Annotated in this window: 14 protein-coding genes; 3 read left to right on the forward strand and 11 right to left on the reverse strand. The window is 50.1% G+C overall.

The genetic code is table 11. From position 1 onward, the window contains the following. Position 1 precedes the first annotated feature (1 nt). The 3 genes from AC27N8_RS23355 to AC27N8_RS23365 form a co-directional block, all read right to left on the reverse strand. Positions 2-2,218 carry a tetratricopeptide repeat protein gene (locus AC27N8_RS23355; RefSeq protein ID WP_487069870.1) on the reverse strand — a complete coding sequence of 739 codons (2,217 nt, stop codon included), beginning with the start codon at positions 2,216-2,218 and terminating at the stop codon, positions 2-4. Positions 2,219-2,439: 221 nt separating this feature from the next. Continuing rightward, positions 2,440-3,348, reverse strand: a complete 909-nt coding sequence (rsmA, locus tag AC27N8_RS23360) for a 16S rRNA (adenine(1518)-N(6)/adenine(1519)-N(6))-dimethyltransferase RsmA (protein WP_487069872.1) — start codon at positions 3,346-3,348, stop codon at positions 2,440-2,442. A gap of 96 nt (positions 3,349-3,444) precedes the next feature. After that, the gene (locus tag AC27N8_RS23365) at positions 3,445-4,029 is read right to left on the reverse strand and encodes a hypothetical protein (protein ID WP_487069874.1); all 585 of its coding nucleotides are present in this window, start codon (positions 4,027-4,029) and stop codon (positions 3,445-3,447) included. A 328-nt stretch (positions 4,030-4,357) separates the two neighbouring features. Here AC27N8_RS23365 and AC27N8_RS23370 point away from each other — a divergent pair, with 328 nt between their 5' ends. The 3 genes from AC27N8_RS23370 (at position 4,358) to AC27N8_RS23380 (ending at position 8,163) form a co-directional block, all read left to right on the forward strand. Beyond that, on the forward strand, positions 4,358-6,655 hold the full coding sequence (locus tag AC27N8_RS23370) for a transglycosylase domain-containing protein (RefSeq protein WP_487069876.1): 2,298 nt from the start codon (positions 4,358-4,360) through the stop codon (positions 6,653-6,655). A 170-nt stretch (positions 6,656-6,825) separates the two neighbouring features. Next, positions 6,826-7,329, forward strand: a complete 504-nt coding sequence (locus AC27N8_RS23375; protein ID WP_487069878.1) for a hypothetical protein — start codon at positions 6,826-6,828, stop codon at positions 7,327-7,329. A 210-nt stretch (positions 7,330-7,539) separates the two neighbouring features. Next, positions 7,540-8,163, forward strand: coding sequence for a GtrA family protein (locus AC27N8_RS23380; RefSeq protein ID WP_487069880.1), 624 nt, complete (start codon positions 7,540-7,542; stop codon positions 8,161-8,163). Between the two features lie 83 nt (positions 8,164-8,246). On the opposite strand, the gene AC27N8_RS23385 is transcribed toward AC27N8_RS23380, so the two are convergent. The 8 genes from AC27N8_RS23385 to nusG form a co-directional block, all read right to left on the reverse strand. Further along, positions 8,247-8,903, reverse strand: a complete 657-nt coding sequence (locus AC27N8_RS23385) for a uracil-DNA glycosylase family protein (protein WP_487069882.1) — start codon at positions 8,901-8,903, stop codon at positions 8,247-8,249. Positions 8,904-9,002: 99 nt separating this feature from the next. Continuing rightward, positions 9,003-11,480 (reverse strand): polyribonucleotide nucleotidyltransferase, encoded by a 2,478-nt coding sequence (locus tag AC27N8_RS23390; RefSeq protein ID WP_487069884.1) that lies wholly within the window; start codon positions 11,478-11,480, stop codon positions 9,003-9,005. 483 nt (positions 11,481-11,963) lie between these two features. Beyond that, entirely contained in the window at positions 11,964-12,251 is a 288-nt protein-coding gene (gene rpsO / locus AC27N8_RS23395; RefSeq protein ID WP_487069886.1) for a 30S ribosomal protein S15, read from the reverse strand. A 362-nt stretch (positions 12,252-12,613) separates the two neighbouring features. Further along, a complete protein-coding gene (gene rplL, locus AC27N8_RS23400) occupies positions 12,614-12,994 on the reverse strand; it encodes a 50S ribosomal protein L7/L12 (protein WP_487069888.1) in 381 nt (126 codons plus the stop codon). A 23-nt stretch (positions 12,995-13,017) separates the two neighbouring features. Continuing rightward, positions 13,018-13,557 carry a 50S ribosomal protein L10 gene (rplJ, locus tag AC27N8_RS23405; RefSeq protein WP_487069890.1) on the reverse strand — a complete coding sequence of 180 codons (540 nt, stop codon included), beginning with the start codon at positions 13,555-13,557 and terminating at the stop codon, positions 13,018-13,020. Positions 13,558-14,057: 500 nt separating this feature from the next. After that, complete coding sequence (gene rplA, locus AC27N8_RS23410; RefSeq protein WP_487069892.1) at positions 14,058-14,774, reverse strand: 50S ribosomal protein L1; 717 nt, start codon at positions 14,772-14,774, stop codon at positions 14,058-14,060. A 49-nt stretch (positions 14,775-14,823) separates the two neighbouring features. Continuing rightward, positions 14,824-15,246 (reverse strand): 50S ribosomal protein L11, encoded by a 423-nt coding sequence (gene rplK, locus AC27N8_RS23415; protein ID WP_487069894.1) that lies wholly within the window; start codon positions 15,244-15,246, stop codon positions 14,824-14,826. A 46-nt stretch (positions 15,247-15,292) separates the two neighbouring features. After that, a complete protein-coding gene (gene nusG, locus AC27N8_RS23420) occupies positions 15,293-15,862 on the reverse strand; it encodes a transcription termination/antitermination protein NusG (RefSeq protein ID WP_487069896.1) in 570 nt (189 codons plus the stop codon).

The following is a 15,862-nucleotide window of genomic DNA, read 5'->3' on the forward strand; positions in this document are numbered from 1 at the left end:
CTCAAGCTTCACCACGCAGGCGTGCCACTTCTGCTTCCGCAGCGCGTGCCTCGCGGCGACGATGGAGTTTCTTCAATGCTTCAGCTTTACGCAGCCAGTTGTCGGGATCAACCGGTGCCAACCTGATAGCTTCTTGCGCTGCATCCAGGGCTTCATCATAGCGCTGTAACTGCTTGAGCACCAGCGATTTGTTATGCTGGGCGGTTGCCATGCGTGGATTGATCCGTAACGCGTGCTCATAGGCATCAAGAGCCATACTGAAGTTCTCAAGATGATAATAGGCGTTCCCTTTGCCGTTCCAGGATTGTGGCACGTTCGGATTGATCAGCAGGGCACGATTATACGAATCCAGGGCCTGCTGATAGCGTCCCAGCTGGCAGAGTGCGCTGGCTTTGCCATTCCAGGCGGGTGCATAGCGTTGATCGAGATTGAGGGCCTCATCGTAGGATTCCAGGGCCTTATTGAAATTGCCGAGATCGGACAGTACGATGGCACGCCTCTCCCACGCCTTAACGAAACGCGGATCGGTCTTGAGCGCTTGGTCATAATGATCCAGTGCGCCACGCAGTTTATGTTGGGCGTAGAGGATATCCCCGATGCCACATTTGGTCGGAGCGTAGTGTGCATCCCGGTTCAGAACCTCTCGATACGCCTGCATCGCCTCCGTATAGCGTCCCATCTCGCTCAGCACTAACCCCTTGCCGTTCCAGTAGATGACAGAATTGTTGTCGATAGCCAGCGCCTCGTCGAAGGCGCGCAGTGCCTCTGGATAGCGCTTCAATTGACGCAGGACAAGCCCTTTATTTCCCCAGGCCTGTGCCATATGTGCATCGAAATGTAGAGCGACATCAAAGGCTGTCAGAGCCTGCTCTGGTTGTCCCAGAGCGCTCAAGACTGCTCCTTTGCCGTTCCATGCGATGATATTGTCTTTTTCCAGCAGGATGGCACGATCAAAGATGTCCAGCGCTTCCTGATTGCGGTGGAGCATGTTGAGTGCGGTCCCTTTGCCATTGAGGGCGGTGACCAGATTGGGATCAATCTTGATGGCACGCTCAAACGAAGCCAGCGCATCGCGATGTTGTCCACGCATCGCCTGTGTTAATCCGCGTCCCTGCCAGGCCGTGGCGTTCTGATTATCGACCTGCAATGCGAGATCGTATTGATCCATGGCCTCGCCTAATCTGCGCTGCGTGTAGAGCCGATAGGCCTCTTTAAGATGCTGATTGTTGTTGCGCTGACTGGATGGCGTTGGCGGTACGATGCTGTATGGACGTGTGGTGCTGAGTGTCCCGCTGATGCGTTGCTGATCCACGAAGCGGAGCACGTTAACAACCTCCTGGGCCGATTCAGGACGATTGGCTGCGGTCATGTCAAGCATACGCTGGAGCAGATCTTCGAGCTCCTGTGGCACATTACTATTGAGTTGTCCTGCTGGTCGGAAAAAAAATGGCTGGTCACTAGGATCGACTCCCGTGAGTAAGAAGTGCAGAAGCGCTCCCAGGCTATAGATATCTGAGCGAGGAGTGCTCTGTGCTTTTCCGTACTGTTCAGGAGCGGCGTAGCCTGGCGAACCCAGCGCGACCGTGTCATGAGACTGGCCGGGTTTAAAGACGCGAGCGATGCCGAAGTCGATCAGATAGATATGCCCGTTCTCGCTCATCATGACATTTGATGGCTTGAGGTCGCGGAAAATAATTGGTGGCTGGTGATTGTGCAGATAGCTTAAGACGTCACAGATCTGCTCGCCCCAATTGAGTACTTGTTCCAGGGGAAGTGGACCATTGCCCTCTTTTTCCAGGTATTCTTCGATGGTCTGGCCTTCGATGAAGTCCATCACGAGATACGATCGCTCCTCTTCCGTGAAGTGATCGTAAATGCGGGGCAGGTTCGGATGCAGCAGATCAGCCAGCAGATGCGATTCGCGCTCAAACGCGGCCTCCGCTTCCTGGATGGCTGCCGGCGAGAGCCCTGCTCGGCTCATCTCTTTAATCGCGATAGGTCGATTATTAAAGCGTGTATCCACAGCTTTATAGACCGCTCCCATGCCGCCCTGACCTATGCGTGCCTCTAGTTGATAGCGACTATCGAGCAATGTTTGCTCGGGTAGTTCTCCGGTTGTATGTTGAAATGGGAGCTGTGTGGCGCAGTATTGACAAAAGCGTGCCGTAACGGGATTGGCAGCACCACAGGTCTCACAGAACTGTTCCTGCATTGCCATAGAACTCATATTTTCCTATGTGAAATTCATGCTATGTGTATACATCACAATATTTATTCGTATATATGTGGGTAAAGCATGTACCTTCTTTACTTCTATCTCGATAGCATGCCGAGCATGGATATCGACCTCGCTGCTCTATAATGCCTTGCTGTGTTTCTTATGTGTACTATCATAGCACATGTTGGCTTCCCACGTGCCTGTTGACGAATTTGACTGGATCATTCGTGCTGCTCAGCCGCCGGTGGCTCCTCAATCGCTCGCCATAGGTTGATCCATTCCTCTATACTCAACGTCTCAGCGCGCCTGCTTGCCTCAATCTGCGCTGTTTGCAGCCAGAGGCGGATCTGCTCGTTCTTGTAGTGTAGCCCATGCGTGAGCGAATTATGCAACTGCTTACGTTTCTCTGAGAAGCCAGCTTTCACCACTTTGAAGAAGCGATCGCGTTCGGCCAGTGTCAAAGGAACATGCTCAAAAACATTGACGCGCAAAATAGCGGAATCAACCTTTGGCGCTGGATAAAATGCCCTGGCTGGTACTCTGGCGATGATTTCTGGCTTGCCGTAAAACTGGATACTAATGCCTAAAAGACTGAGATCACCCGGCTCTGCGATGATGCGTTGAGCCACTTCCCACTGCACCATAACGACGAGTAACTGTGGTCGATTGGCACTCTCTAAAAAATGTCTGAAGGTGGGTGCTGTGATATAGTACGGCAGGTTGGCGACCAGCTTATAAGGCGTCTCTCCAAAAAATTCTGTGGGATTAAAAAAGAGCAGGTCACGGGCTACTAGTTCGACATTTTTATACTGGCGGGTCGTGTCGGCTAAAAGCGTAAGCATATCGCGCTCTAACTCGACTGCGACGACGCGTTTCGCTTGTTGAGCCAATTCACGTGTCAGTACGCCCGTACCAGCCCCCACCTCTAGCAGCGTATCTTCAGAGGTAATCTCGGCCGCTTGCACGATACGATTGAGCATCGTGCGATCGATCAAGAAGTTTTGTCCAAAGGCTTTATTGGGACGCATACCATGTGCTACCAGCAGATGGCGTAGCTCGTGTACATTTGTCAGATCTACTGTTAACTCATCCAGCGTCGTAGGCGTATTTTGTATGTTATTATCTGTCAATGTTTGGCTCTCTTGTGATACTTTTTCTCTGTCGTTCCCTGTAACTCTAACAAACCACTTGTCTCTTGTCAAACAAGATGGGCCAGATGCTGGAGATTACCAGCGCCACCAGCGGCTACGCTGCCAGCGCCTCCTAAAGTAGAATAGATAGATGAGCATGAGGCTTGCCACGAGCATCAGCACAAATGCCCCCATTATGAACAAAACAATGAATAGCGCGAATAAGAGCTTGAGCAATACTGGCAACACAAACATTACGATCCCAAGAATCACTAAAATTGCTACCCAGTTTGGGCCTGCACCGCTTCGTGACCGCGTCCCCATGGAGTAGGGTCCATAGGATTGTCTGTTCCCGCCCTGATTTTGAAAGGCGCGCTGTCTTTGTTTCGTGAATGAGTCTTTCATCTGCTGCGCTGTCGAGGAAAACGTTCCTTGCCCGGCGCCTGCTTGTTGCTGCTTTCCATACTGAGGACGTTGTGTCGTTTTGCCCGTTTGATCTGATTGGGCTTGTTGTTGTGATCCAGCAGAATCTTGTGCTCGATAACTATAAGCGGGAATAGAGCCACTATAGTCCGAGGGATGGTCCCGTTTGGGCATATCGCTCGTTCTATACTGGCTGTACGATTGTGTTTGTGGTTCTTCGTTGTCCTGAGATTCAGGAATAAATTCTTGCTGACTCATGCTGATGCCTACCTTACGGGTCTACAAAACCCTCCTGATAAATATACGTCGTCTCCAATTGAGAGTTGCAAAGGAATAGAAGGGTGGGACTCATATGCTCTCTTTTTCTCCGAGCGCAAGATGAAAATCAGAATAGACAAGATTAATTCAGTATAATATAAATGGCATCACGATTATAAAAGTGAAAAATACAAATGTGATGTTTGAGTTACTATGGTATTCTAAAAAGAAATATTTCATGTCTATTTGTATGTTTAAAACGATTTTGTATGCCGCTTGCTATAGCGATCAATGTCGAAATGGATGTCTGGGGAAGGATAAGTGAGGTATGTCTGAGTTATTGGATACGAAAAAATCTCGTCGCCAGACGCTTGTTTTGGAGAAGCGTCGACATATGAATCGTATTATCATGCAGAAGAAACGACATGAACGTAGCACTCATCCAACCATGCCTCGATTAGCCATTGTCGCTCTGGTACTACAGGCTATTTTCATCGTGCTCTCCTCCTGTGGTGGTGGAGCTGCCCTCACCTATTATCACTCCCAACTGCCGTTGCTTGATAGTATCGCGCGACATTCTCTTTTTCAGACCACGCATATTTATGATCGTAATGGCAAATTATTGTATCAGCTCTATGATCATGGCGCGGATACTTCGGGGCATCCACGTGGACGGCGTACGTATGTGAACTTTGGCGATATTCCTACTGTGCTGGTGAATGCTACTGTGGCTGCCGAGGATCATTCTTTCTGGACAAATAGTGGCGTTGATCTTTATGGCATTCTGCGAGCCGTGGTGACCGATTTTCAACATGGTGTGCCGGAGCAGGGTGGCAGTACGGTCACACAACAATTGATCAAAAACCAGTTCTTTTTGAAACAAGATCGTACTTTGCAGATGAAGGGTGCTGAGGCTTTGCTGGCCGTTGGTCTAACTCAGCGTTACTCTAAAGCTCAAATTATGGAAATGTATCTTAATACTGTTTTCTACGGCGATTCGAATTTCGGTATTGAGGCAGCTGCACAGGATTTCTTTGGCCTGGTGCCACAATGCAATAAGCAAGGACAATGCAAGCCAGCGGTCGCTCAGTTGACATTAGGAGAAGCATCACTCCTGGCAGGGCTGCCACAAAGTCCCACCACATATATGCCATTCTACAATCGCCAGGCGGCCTTACAACGCCAGATGCACGTCTTGAATAACATGTTAGCTCTGGATATGATTACTTTGCCGCAGAGCAAAGCGGCGCAAAAAGAGATGAAGGCCTTCAAATTTAAACGGCCTCCCTCCGTCAAGAACGCGCCCCATTTTGTCGATTATATTGTCGATCAAGTACTGATCCCGCTGTTTGGAGCTCAAAATCTGGTGGATGGCGGCTATTCTATTTATACCACGCTTGATCTGAATCTCGAACGAAAAGTCGAAGATATCACTTATAAGCGCATCTATGGCGATACACCGGACATGTATGGCTACACCAACCTCAGAATTGCGCATAATTTGAATAATGCTGCGGTGGTTGTCACTGATCCGCGTACTGGCGAGATTCTGGCGATGGATGGTAGTGTCAGCTACAATGATACTTCTGATGATCCACGCATCCAGGGACAATTCAACTCGGCTGCCGATGCTTTACGACAGCCTGGATCATCATTCAAGCCCGTTGTCTACGCTACTGCCATGGAGATGGGCTGGTATCCGGCCATGAATATCGCTGATGTGCGTACATATTTTCCTGACGGTATCCAGGCATATGTGCCTGGTAACTATGACCACATGTATCATGGCGCGATTGGGATGTCGATGCGCCGAGCGATTGCCAACTCGTTTAATATCCCTGCTGTCGAAGCGTTAGAATTTGCAGGCATTCCCAACGTCCTGACGACTGCTGCCCGCCTTGGTCTCTCCAATGTAGCAAGTACTCCCCGTAGTTATCAGGGAGCGGCCATGGCGCTAGGCACAAGCGTAGAATCGCTCCTCAACATGACGACTGCCTATGCTACCTTTGCTAATCAAGGTACCCGTATGCCCCAAACGACTGTTCTACAAATCAATAATAACGTCGGGAAACCGATCTATAAATTTGATCCGCAAAAGGTGCGGGGAATACGCGTATTAGGTCAGGATGTCGCTTTCCTGATGAGTAGTATTTTGTCAGACACGAAGGCGCGTCACGAAGAATTTGGTCCAGGCAATCCACTGGAATTGGATCGTCCCGTTGCTGCTAAAACTGGCACTACCGATAGCTTTAATGATAACTGGACCCTGGGCTACACTCCCTATCTCACGGTAGGAGTCTGGGCTGGCAATAGTGATAATACGCCAATGAATAATGTGATCGGTATTACTGGAGCTGGCCCTATCTGGCATGACGTGATGGTCTGGGCTAATCAGCATTATCACTTCCCTGTAGCAGACTTTGTACCCCCCTCTAACGTCCATAGAGCGGTTGCCTCAGCCTATACCGGCCTATTGCCACATCTGGGCGAGCCTACTATCAAAGACTGGTTTATTGATGGCACAGTACCAACCATCCAGGGACCATATTATATCCGACCTGTTACACCAAAACCCAAAGTAGTCCATCACGATGCCGATCAGAAAGAGAAAAAAGAAGACAAATAGTGTCCTGTCTGCGCGTACAATACTTCACTTTTTGCTCGATTACCCTATAAATGTTGAGCTGCACGCACCACGATATTCTGTGGTATGGTATGATGCTTTATAGTAGCAAGTTTGTGAGAGATCCTGTGTTTTTGCGTGATGCGGTGGATCTCTCTTTGAGGAGATGTGTGATGGCTGATCTTTCAGAGGACGAAAAAGGGGATATTCAGCAGACGCTCGCACAATCAGGCTTCCGGCCACTCAATCGTACCGAGCGTCGTAATATCTGGATTCATGATTATGAGTCGCAAGATATTGCTTTGCAGGCCTGGGTGCGCCTGGTCGAACATGATGGCCTTGAAGTTGAGATTATGCTTCAGATGCAAGGACTTTTGATCTTCGGTACAATGGTAAGTGTACGGGCTTATGCTCAATTCTACATCGATCTGCACGAGCAGATGTATCGGCAGGAGTCTCCTGAAACCGCCGATTTCTTGCGCGATTATTATGCGGCTCTGGTGCCGCCCGATGAGCCTGCGGACTTTGGACCTGAAGGTCTACCTGTGATATTCCGCTACGCTCATTTGCGCGATGTAACGATTATGAATGCAGGCCATAAGGTCAGTGTTCCTTACTGGCGCGGTAAAGTAAATCAAGTGGACGCCTTTGTGGTTGGTGCCTCCGCTAGCGAATAGATATGTAGTTGGGATAGATGCTTCATTTGTGTTGCCTGTGTAGCCAACATGGTGTGGAAAGCCGGTTTTTAAATCGTTTTGCGCTTTTGGAGTACTATTGGCTAATTTTTTAGTGCACGTTACATTCATCGATCAAGATTCGTCTGACAATGAAGTAGGTCGATTTGACTGCACTCTAGTATATAGAAAATGGAGCATAGTATAAATTTTATGGATCATTCTCTTCATAACTCTCATGTAGATACAATTGATAATCCCTCTCAGGACGTGGTAGATGAACTGGTTGAAATAATTGACCAGGTAGCTCCTGCCTCTCAGTTTGTTCCCAGCTATCGTCCCACGCAATGGACCTTTGTCAATACTACTCTTGATCGCGTCGACATTATCACCAAAGGCCGCGCAGGTTCGTTGGTGAAGTTTGCGACCTTTCTTGTGATTGGTGGCTTTACTTCAGTTATCAATTTAGTAGTTGCTACCGTCGTCTGGCGTCTTCTCGTGCATACGTCTTTTTCGGACACGGTTCAAAATGTCATGGGCACTCTGGTCGGAGTTGAAATTTCCCTCGTCGTAAATTTTATGCTCAATGATAAATTTACTTTTCATGATACCGCAGGTCACGATCGACCGTGGTTGGCACGCTTCTCTCGTTTCCATGTGACTGCCATTGGTGGCGTGGTCTTGACTACCGTGCTTCAGACTTGTTTCGCCGATTTCCTGGATTTGAATAAGACCATTGCCCTGGCTATCTCAATCATTATCGTACTGTTTTATAACTTCACATTTCATCAATTTTTCACCTATCGCCGCCTTAAAGTTATTGAAGAAGTCGAATAAAAATGTCTGCGCAAAAAAATCCTGGAGAAGTTTTAAACTTCTCCAGTTTTTTTTGTGTTGCACTGCTAAACAGCTTATCGGATTTAGAAGAGCGATAGTTGTTGGGGAGGCTCTTCTTCATGCTTCTTCTGTACAATCACTTTTTCTGGTTGTCCTGCTGCCTGACGTTCGGCGGCCAGGCGTTCAGCTTCGGCGATGATTAGAGGAATTTTTTTGAAATCTTGACGAATCACATCTTTCAGGCTGGCCTGATGCAGTCCGGCTGCTGGATGATACATCGCGATGCAGATACGACCATCCTTTTTACGGGCGCGACCATGAATGGTGCTGATCCTCTCGGCACCAAAGAACTTTGTCATTGAGAAGCGACCCAGCGTTACGATGACTTCGGGTTGAAGCGCATCGATCTGGCGATCCAGGTAGCTGTTGCAGGCGACCATCTCGTCGGGCTCTGGATCTCGGTTACTTGGAGGACGACATTTTACGACGTTCGTGATAAAAACGTCTGAACGTTTTAAGTGAATACTTGCCAGGAGTTCATCCAAAAACTGTCCTGCCGGGCCGACAAAGGGGCGAGCTTGCTTATCTTCATGATAGCCCGGACCTTCACCGATAAATAATATCTTTGCTGTGGGACTGCCTTCGCCGGGGACGGATTTTGTACGCGTTTTGCATAATTTGCATTTTGCACAAGTAGAGACTTCTACTGCTACTTCTTGTAGTAGCTCCTCTGACGACATCACACCTTTACCCCTTTTCAAAGATTATGTAAAGATCGAGTTCTTATAAGATAAGGCGACCTCATGGTCGCCTTATCGCTTTTAATTGTGATCGAGAGATTACCAGCGGCGATCAGGCCTTTGCTGACCGTAGTTGTTGTCACGACGAGGAGCAGGATTAGGTCTGCTGCCTCCCTGGCCTCCCATGGGACGGCGCTGGCCGAAGCCACCACCACTACTAGTGCCGCCACCGTTGCGATCGTTGTTATAGCCACCGCGCAGACCGCCATTATCACGATCATTGTTATAGCCACCGCCACCGCCGCTGCGATTGCCACCGCCGTAGCCACCGCCACGATCATTGTTGTAGCCGCCGCCGCGATTGCCGCCGCCGTAGCCACCGCCACGATCATTGTTGTAGCCGCCGCCGCCAGGACCGCGTCCTGGGCCGCCTCGGCTAGGACCGCGATTCCCACGATCCTGATCTAACTCGGCTTGAGTTGGCATTTCGCCACTTAAGGCGGCACGTCGTGAAAGATTGACACGACCTTGCCCATCGACCTCAATCACCATCACAGTGATCTCATCGCCGACGGAAACGACATCCTCTGGGCGAGCAACCTGATAGTCGGCCAGCTGTGATGTACGCACCAGACCTTCTTTTCCTGGCAGAATCTCGACGAAACAACCGAAGTCGACGATGCGACGTACAGTGCCTGTATAGATGTGTCCCAACTCGACCTCTTCGGTCAGAGCACGCACAGCATCCATCGCATGCTGCATGGCTTCGCCCGAGGTGGCAGAGATATTGACGGAACCATCGTCCTCAATATCAAGCTTGGCGCCACTCTCGTCCTGGATCTTGCGAATCGTCTTGCCGCCTGGGCCGATGACTGCACCGATCTTGTCAGGATTAATCTTCAGGGTCTGGATACGCGGCGCGAATCCCGAGAGCTCCTCACGTGGTGCATCGATGGTATCAAGCATCTTCTCCATGATGAACATTCGGCCTTCGCGAGCCTGCTCCAGTGCTGTCGACATAATTTCGTAGGTGATACCCTTGACTTTGATGTCCATTTGCAGTGCGGTCACGCCATCGGCGGTACCTGCAACCTTAAAGTCCATATCGCCAAGCGCATCTTCAATACCCTGAATGTCTGAGAGCACAGCCCATTTACCCGCACGCTCGCCTTCGCCTGTGATTAATCCCATGGCGACGCCAGCAACAGGAGCATGAATCGGCACACCAGCATCCATCAGAGCCAGCGTGGTCCCGCAGACCGAACCCATTGAGGTTGAGCCATTGGATGAAAGGATGTCAGAAACGGCGCGGATCGTGTAAGGGAATTCTCCCTGGGTTGGCAGCACAGCTGAGATAGCACGCTCGGCCAGTGCGCCATGACCAATCTCACGACGGCCAGGACCACGCAAGGCTTTGCTCTCGCCGGTTGAATAGGGAGGGAAGTTGTAGTGGTGCATGAAGCGCTTCTTCTCGCTGATCCCCAGACCATCGAGTGTCTGCTCATCGCCAGGAGAGCCCAGCGTGACAACGCTTAACACCTGTGTTTGTCCACGTGTAAAGATAGCGGACCCATGTGTGCGTGGCAGTAAGCCAACTTCGCAGTTGATCGGACGGATCGTTTTGAGATCGCGGCCATCAGGACGTTGCGAATTATCCAGGATATTTCCACGGACGTATGCTTTGAGCTCCTTTTCGTAGAAGCCAATCACCTCTTTGAGGCGCTCAGGATACTGCTCGGTGAACGTATTGATGAGCTCTTCCTGAACCAGTCCTAGTGCAGCTCCTCGAGCCGCTTTGTCTGGATTGTTGACTGCAGCCTCGAAACGAGGGAGGACAAATTCAGCGACCTTCCCCTGCAATTCTGTATCGACGGGCGTGGGGGTAAATGGTCGTTTGACAGGGCTGACTGCCAGGACTAACTTCTCCTGGATCTTGATGATCTCTTGCAGACTTTCCTGACCAAAGCGTACGGCCTCCAGCATCAACTCTTCTGGGAGCTCTTTCGCGCCAGCCTCAACCATCATCACAGCATCAGCTGTACCCGCGATAGAGAGATCGAGCCGACTCTGCGCCATCTGGGATTCGAGCGGATTGATCACAAAATGATCGTCGATGTAACCAACACGCACAGCCCCAACCGGGCCTGCAAATGGAATATCAGAGACACTTATTGCGGCAGATGCACCAATAATGCCGAGAATATCGTAGTCGTTTTCCTGATCTGAGGAAAGGACGGTGATGACAACCTGTACATCGTTGCGGTAACCCTTGGGGAAAAGAGGTCGGAGTGGGCGATCGGCGAGGCGGCAAGAGAGGATTGCATGTTCCGATGCTCGGCCTTCACGTTTGATAAAACCACCTGGAATCTTACCTGCGGCGTACATACGCTCTTCTACATCAACTGTTAGTGGAAAAAAATCGATACCTTCACGAGGCACGTGGCTACCTACCACTGTTGCCATGATGATAGTATCTCCGTAGCGCAATAACACTGCGCCACTGGCTTGCTCTGCTACCCTGCCGGTCTCTATGCTCATTACCCGACCGCCGATAACAGCTTCTTGACGGTGAATCATATTTCCTCCGATAAATGGCACCCTATTCGTATTACTGGCCTGAAATCCTGGTGGAGGGCCTTTCACATCCCATCTTTTGTTGCCTTACGTTCAGATGAGAAATGTGTGTATGCACATCTCTAATTCGCTTGATCGCGACGTAATTCGCTTGATCGCGACGTAGCAATGGTTATTGTATTGCTGAACGTATATGGGTATTATGTAAAACTGGGTGCAGTTACTCTCTACTTTAAGGGTACAACACGGCGTGCAATCGTCGTCACGCATGCATCTGCTTGTGGTTTTTTCTACCCGTTACTCTTTACTCTATCATCTACCCTGGTTCGTGGGGGAACACCCTGCGTCTTGTTGAATTTCTCGTTCGTCTCGTTTCTTTCGCACAACAGTCGGAATGGCTCAAGCGGAGAAAATGGGAGCAGCGCGGTCGGGCTTCTGTACGGCGCTCGCCATGCTGCGCCGACCGCATCCACAGCAGCCTTTGGATTATCTGCGTGGGCCAAGCTTTACGCGTATACCCAGCTTTGCAACCAATGCGCGATAGCGCTCTGGGCTTTTCTTACTGAGATATGTGAGTAGGCGTCGGCGCTGTCCGACTAGCATCAGCAAGCCTCTCCGTGAATGGAGGTCATGCTTATGAATCTTCAAATGCTCGGTGAGCTGATTGATTCGGCGTGTGAGTATGGAGATCTGGACTTCAGGAGATCCGGTATCGGTCTCATGGACACGCACGTCCTCGATGATCTCAGTTTTTTCTTCAAGAGTCAATGCCACGTTTGTAAATCACCTCCAATGTAATGTGGGTGGGAAAAGATACAGATCCAATCACACAGCTTATATTTTTCTCTCATTAGCAAGCGCCCATTCGTTTGGATCAGGGCGTTTGGTATGATCTGAATGATTTGGACATAGAAGTATACGTTCGCATTATAACATGGATACCCAAAGGGTGCAATCAACGATCACGCCTTGCAGTGCTTTCTAACTCTGCTTTTACCGTCTATAGGCACTGTTTTTGAGCTGCATGATGCTCTCTCAAGCCTGCGTTGCTAACTCCCTCTGAGCGCATAGAGAAAGGCATCTCGCCGTCCGATTGTTATCCTGACAACGAGATGCCTTGCCCTCGTAAAGTTTAACTACTTGATAGTTACTTTCGCGCCAACTTCGGACAGCTTTGCAGCGATCTTGTCGGCATCTTCACGGGAAACACCTTCTTTGACGGCTTTTGGAGCCTCGTCAACGACGGCTTTGGCCTCTTTCAGGCCCAGGCCTGTGATCTCGCGCACAACTTTGATGACGTTGATTTTGTTAGGACCAACTTCGGTCAGAACGGCATCAAACTCGGTCTGCTCTTCAACGGCAGCGGCGGCTGGTGCATCGGATGCGGCAGCTGGTGCTGCGGCGGCGGCGACAGGTGCCGCGCTGACGCCCCATTTTTCCTGCAAGGTTTTTGTCAGCTCGACGAGATCGAGAACGTTCAACTTTTCAATTTCTGCAATGATATCTGCTACAGCCATGATATGTTTCTCCTCTTTATTTACTATTCAGCGGATGTTCCGCTATTTAATTGATCTGCACGTGCTTGTAAAACGTAGGTGAGGTCGCGCAACGGAGCCGTAAATAGTCCGTATGCGGCTGCGAGTGGACCCTGGACGGTTCCAACGACTTCGGCTTTGGCCTGAATCTTACCGCCTTTGATCTTGCTGATGCCTTCAACCTGTGCGGCCGTAATCGAACGACCACCCAGAATACCGGATTTGAGCAGGGCGACTTTTGAGGTCGCGAGGTAATCGTTCACTGCTTTGGCTGTGGCGACTTCATCCTCGTATCCAAAAGCGACAGCTGTCTGGCCGTTGAAAATTTTATGATCAATACCAGTCATCTTGTTGTGCTCAGAAGCGATACGCAACAGCGTGTTCTTTGCTACCTGGAACTCCACTTGTGAGGCACGCATCTTCTGGCGCAGGTCGTTCATATCCTTTACGGATAGGCCTTGCGTTTGAACCAGAATCGTAATGGCGGCTCGGTTCAGCTTATCGGCTAATTCGTCAATTTTATTTGACTTTGCCTCTGTTGGCATAAGGTATTTTCCTCCTTTCCCAGAAATAGATCTCTGTCACGAAGGGCAATAAAAACGCCTCCGGTACACTACCGAAGGCCAGGAGAGAGAACTGCTATTCTATGTCGTATGCCACAACCGCCTCAAACAGCGAGCAGAGCATAGTAAATTGTTGAATAGGTGAAATCCCCTCGGCAAGTCGATCGTTGTCTGCTGATCGCTTAGGTGCCTGCTGGCACGCTTGCTGTCTTCGGTGATGAATAATCATCTGGAAATTGTTTATGTAATCTTTGCCAAGACTATAATACCACAAAGAGTTCGTTTTGTGAACTCTCAATTTTGTAATTGGATGCGTTTTTATGTCAAGACACCGTAGCGTCGTACCCAAGGGTACGATGTCCCACTCGACGTACGATCAGGCCGGTCAGCGTGGTGAGCCGAGAGCCTGCTGAATCGTGCGAGATACTGGGACATCGTACCCAAGGGTACGACGCTACATGGTCTTCGCTTCGCTTGACCTCTTATGAGAGGGGCTTCAGAGCGGTGGCTGCTGCTACGTCCAGGCGTACGCTGGGGGACATGGTCGAGGAAAGGACAACGCTTCTGACGTAGGTACCTTTCGCGCCGGTCGGTCGAGCGCGTACTACTGCATCGATGATGGAAGAGATGTTCTGAATGAGCAGGTCTTCGCTGAATGAGAGCTTGCCAGCCGGGATGTGCAGGAGCGAGGTGCGGTCGACTTTGAATTCGACGCGACCAGCTTTGACGTCGCGGATGGTTTTGGCGAGATCAAAGGTGATGGTGCCAGCTTTTGGACTTGGCATCAGGCCGCGGGGACCAAGCTTTTTACCGAGACGACCGACTTTGCCCATGACATCTGGTGTTGCGATTGCAACATCGAAGCCGAGCCAATCGCTTTCAATCTGCTTGATCACATCGTCAAGACCGACAACGTCAGCGCCAGCGGCCTCAGCCTCGGCGGCTTTTTCGCCCTGGGCGAAGACAAGCACTCTGACTTCTTTACCGGTTCCAGCAGGTAGCATGGCTACTCCGCGAACCATCTGATCAGCGTGGCGTGGATCGACACCAAGCTTCATGTGTACTTCGACGGTTGGGTCGAATTTGGTATAGTTGAGCTTCTTGAGGAGTGTGACAGCTTCTTCTGGCTGGTACAGCTTTTCGGCATCGACGAGCTTTGCCGCTTCAAGATATTTTTTTCCGTGTGTTGTTGTTGCCATTGATTCTTTGCCCTCCTTGAGGCAGTTACCGCAGTGACTTCGGGCAGGATTAGTCGATTGTGACACCCATGCTACGTGCAGTACCTTCGATTGTTTTTTCGGCGGCCTCAATGCTGTTGACGTTGAGGTCTTTGAGTTTTAACTCGGCGATTTCACGCAACTTGGCTCGGTCGATCGAACCGACCTTGGTTTTGTTTGGCGTTGCGGAGCCCGATGTGATGCCCGCCGCTGCCTTGAGCAGATCAGGTACCGGTGGGGTCTTGGTGATAAAGGTAAATGAACGATCTTCAAAAATGGTAATCTCGGCTGGAATGACCATGCCGACTTGTTCCGCCGTACGGGCGTTGTATTCCTTACAGAACATCATTAAGTTGATGCCGTGAGGTCCAAGAGCGGTACCAATTGGGGGAGCTGGTGTGGCTTTCCCGGCTGGAATCTGTAGTTTTACTACCGCTTTAATACGCTTTGCCATAAGTGTTCAAACTCCTCAAAATGGTTCGGTTAACTAGTGATCCGCTCTAGATCTTCTCTACCTGGAGAAAATCCAGTACCACGGGGGTCTCACGACCGAAAAATGAGACGAGCACTGTCACTTTATTACGATCCATATTAATATCGCTCACAGTGCCAATAAATTCGGTAAATGGGCCATCTACCACGCGTACGCTCTGTCCTTTGGTGAAGTTGACCTTCGCTTTGGGCTTCTCGGTCTCGTGGGTGACCTGTTTCAAGATTGTTTTGATTTCGTGCTCATGGAGAGGAACCGGGCGAGTTCCAGATCCCACAAAGCTTGTGACTCCAGGCGTGTTACGGACGACATACCAGGCTTCGTCGCTCATAATCATTTCTACCAGCACATAGCCAGGGAATACCTTGCGTTGTACTGTGCGTCTTTGGCCTTGCTTAATTTCCACCTCTTCCTCCATCGGGACGATGATGCGGAATATTTTGTTACGCATGTCCATCGACGCGATGCGTGCCTCCAGGTGGCTTCTCACTTTGTTTTCATAGCCAGAATACGTGTGTATTGCAAACCAGGCACGTTTCTCCTCGGGCTGTGCTTTCTCGCTGGTACGTTCTGTAACCAC

It is taken from the genome of Dictyobacter sp. Z7_2, from assembly GCF_057551105.1.

Coding starts and splice junctions, on each gene's coding strand:
- AC27N8_RS23355 (WP_487069870.1), bottom strand. CDS start 2,218: ATGGCAATGCAGGAACAGTTCTGTGAGACCTGTGGTGCTGCCAATCCC.
- AC27N8_RS23365 (WP_487069874.1), bottom strand. CDS start 4,029: ATGAGTCAGCAAGAATTTATTCCTGAATCTCAGGACAACGAAGAACCA.
- AC27N8_RS23370 (WP_487069876.1), top strand. CDS start 4,358: ATGTCTGAGTTATTGGATACGAAAAAATCTCGTCGCCAGACGCTTGTT.
- AC27N8_RS23375 (WP_487069878.1), top strand. CDS start 6,826: ATGGCTGATCTTTCAGAGGACGAAAAAGGGGATATTCAGCAGACGCTC.
- AC27N8_RS23380 (WP_487069880.1), top strand. CDS start 7,540: ATGGATCATTCTCTTCATAACTCTCATGTAGATACAATTGATAATCCC.
- AC27N8_RS23385 (WP_487069882.1), bottom strand. CDS start 8,903: ATGTCGTCAGAGGAGCTACTACAAGAAGTAGCAGTAGAAGTCTCTACT.
- AC27N8_RS23390 (WP_487069884.1), bottom strand. CDS start 11,480: ATGATTCACCGTCAAGAAGCTGTTATCGGCGGTCGGGTAATGAGCATA.
- rplL (WP_487069888.1), bottom strand. CDS start 12,994: ATGGCTGTAGCAGATATCATTGCAGAAATTGAAAAGTTGAACGTTCTC.
- rplJ (WP_487069890.1), bottom strand. CDS start 13,557: ATGCCAACAGAGGCAAAGTCAAATAAAATTGACGAATTAGCCGATAAG.
- rplA (WP_487069892.1), bottom strand. CDS start 14,774: ATGGCAACAACAACACACGGAAAAAAATATCTTGAAGCGGCAAAGCTC.
- rplK (WP_487069894.1), bottom strand. CDS start 15,246: ATGGCAAAGCGTATTAAAGCGGTAGTAAAACTACAGATTCCAGCCGGG.